We start from the raw sequence: 2495 nt of genomic DNA, 5'->3' as shown, positions 1-2495 counted from the left end.
AAGAATTATTGGTTCTTTTTCAATCTTTTTAAGTGTTTATATAAACCGAAGGCACGGTCTAACTTCATGGATTCGATGGGACGTTTGCCCTTGATATAGAGATTACCATTGGTCGCATTCATCAAACCCGTTTTTGAAATCGCATAACCAGTCGTCATGCCGCTATAAAGGAGTTTTTCAAGTTTCTTGGCATCTAGGACTCTGCTTGAAGAGTCAAGGCTACCATTTTCCGCTTCGTAAATATCCACAAGTCTCTTAAACTTATAAGCCGTTTTTATGGACATGTCACCAGCGCTTCCCTTAGAGTAATAGCGATAAAGATTTTGTGGGCTCAAGTCCACTGAAGCTGCCTCAGGGCCACTAGGTGAGTAGGGCTGGAGTTTGATAAAGGTGTTTAGCTTTCCGATATCAATGTGTGATTCGCTGTCATTTTCCCTATGAATTGGCAGTGCAATCTTATCCACATTTTCCTTACGTCTAATCGTTGCTAACAATTCATAAGGCTCAACTCTTAGAGTTTTGGAAAATTTTTCCAGAGTATCTAGTGAAACAGTCCCTCTTTGCTTGATTAAGTTATAGTTGGTTTGTGCCATGCCAGATGACACCACAAAGTGCGTCATGCGTTCTCTGACTTCTTCAGCATCCATAGTCTCTGTGATATGTAATTTCTTACGAATATTATTCCACAGGTTTTGCGTGACCTGGTCAGGCTTTCTTGGAAACTCAAAAACTTCATGCTGGTTGTCTTGAGATAAAAGCATACCAAGTGTGATATTTTTCTTGGTCACCTTAGCCAGACCATTAGTAATGGTTACAATCTTTGGAATATTTCCCTTAGGCTTGTTCATAAAAAGCATCCGTAAGCTTCCTGAAGGAATTCCCGTCGCTTCGGAAAGCTCTCTGTAACTCTTCTTATCTTTCCAATAGTCGCCCATCCGAGCTTTCTCTGCATTTTCCCAGAAAAGTTGCTTAAGAGGCTTAAGATCGCTCGGACGATTTGAAATTAATCGTTTTGACATCATTGTCTCCCTCTAAAATTGCTGTTTAAGTATAGTCCGCCACTATTATCTCATATTTTTAACAAAATTAAAAACTATTTTTTAAGCAAATTCTCATTGTACAACTTTAACGACAATAGCATTTTAATATCTCTACTAGAAATCAACCTTAAAACTCCCCTCGTACACGCAACGAAGGGAGTTGTTTTGCTAATAATTCCAATTAACCAAGAGATAAATGAGGCTTGAGCCAAACATATCAGCCAAGGCATGGACTAGGAAGAATGGAAGCAGGTTTTTGACCTTATATTTATAAAGAAAATAATAGAGTAGACCAAATACCACACCGATAACCAGAGCCCATAGCATACCCTGATAGGTATGGAAGGACACACGGACAAGGGTTGAAAAGAGCAAGACCCACCACTTATACTTGTCCTTCACTGAGGTCAAGAGTCCTAGGAAGAAAAATTCCTCGTAGAAACCGTTAAGCAATCCGTAGGTAATAGCCATAGGTGACAAGGCCAGAAACTTATTAAGCACAGCCATAGGACTAATAAAGGCTAAAACTTGAGGACTAAAGTAGTTATACTGGCCTGACAGCGTGCTGACCATATCGGCCAAGAGACCCATGATAGCGAAAATAAAAGGTACCCAAAAGAAAAGAGACCACTTTAGACGGATAGGCAGTTGCTTAAAGTCAAAATGACGTATCCAGAGATAAATAATCGCTAAGGCTAGGAGAATCAGTTGTAAGTTGAAATTACTTGAGTAGGCTACTCCTTCACTAGACGTATTTGTCGTTGTTTCACTTATTGTTGTGGAAATGGTTGGCGACAGACTAGCCATATACAACTGGGTCGAACGTACGATAAACTGTCCAAACATGATGAGCGTTACCATACCAATATCAAACCATCTCAGTTCCTTGAGTGGCTGCTCGGGATGGATTTTCTTTAGTAATGACATTGTCTTCCCTTCCTCCTCGTATCTACAACGAAAGCTCGTTTTTTCTTTAAGCTTATTATAAGTCATAATCCTTAAATTAACACTAACATTTGCAGAAAAATTAGTATTTTATTCGAAAAAAGAAAAAGCAAGGAAGGCATCTTGATATAGTCCTACTTAAGTAGACAGTAAAAATACATAAAGTACTGTTTACGAAAGTAGGATTTTTATTATGTCTAGAAAAGTAAGGTTTCTTTTGAAGGCAAGCTGAGGGCTGTTACCTGGTATCTTGAAGGTAAAGCCTCCTGTTCTCAACTAGCTCGTCAGTTTGGGGTCAATCCTTGTACTATTAAAGACTGGGCTACAGCCTATCAATATCAAGGGCACGAGGGGCTAAAGTCTCTAAAGCATAACCAAAATTATTCTACAGAGTTTAAGCTAAAATGCATTGAAGCCTATTTAACAGGAGAAGGTTCCCTTCAAGAATTAGCTAGAAAATTTGGGCTAAGAAGTCATGAACAAATCAGACAATGGGTTTTCAGGTATAAT

General features: G+C 38.9%; 3 protein-coding genes. 1 reads left to right on the top strand and 2 read right to left on the bottom strand.

Going from position 1 to position 2495, the window contains the following annotated elements:
• Nucleotides 1-5 precede the first annotated feature (5 nt).
• Nucleotides 6-1019: a hypothetical protein gene (locus HSISS3_RS03050; protein WP_021151640.1), complete on the bottom strand. Its 1014-nt coding sequence runs from the start codon at nucleotides 1017-1019 to the stop codon at nucleotides 6-8.
• Between the two features lie 189 nt (nucleotides 1020-1208).
• Complete coding sequence (locus HSISS3_RS03045) at nucleotides 1209-1967, bottom strand: CPBP family intramembrane glutamic endopeptidase (protein ID WP_021151639.1); 759 nt, start codon at nucleotides 1965-1967, stop codon at nucleotides 1209-1211.
• 246 nt (nucleotides 1968-2213) lie between these two features.
• Between HSISS3_RS03045 and HSISS3_RS12570 the strand changes: the two genes are divergently transcribed.
• A partial coding sequence (locus HSISS3_RS12570) for a helix-turn-helix domain-containing protein (protein WP_167546252.1) occupies nucleotides 2214-2495 on the top strand: 282 nt, incomplete at its 3' end.

Source organism: Streptococcus sp. HSISS3 (assembly GCF_000448605.1).
GTDB classification, from domain to species: Bacteria; Bacillota; Bacilli; order Lactobacillales; family Streptococcaceae; genus Streptococcus; species Streptococcus raffinosi.
This window is presented reverse-complemented; position numbering and strand designations above follow the sequence as displayed.

Excerpts from the sequence above, each read along its gene's own strand:
- HSISS3_RS03050 (WP_021151640.1), bottom strand. The coding sequence starts at position 1,019 with ATGTCAAAACGATTAATTTCAAATCGTCCGAGCGATCTTAAGCCTCTT.
- HSISS3_RS03045 (WP_021151639.1), bottom strand. The coding sequence starts at position 1,967 with ATGTCATTACTAAAGAAAATCCATCCCGAGCAGCCACTCAAGGAACTG.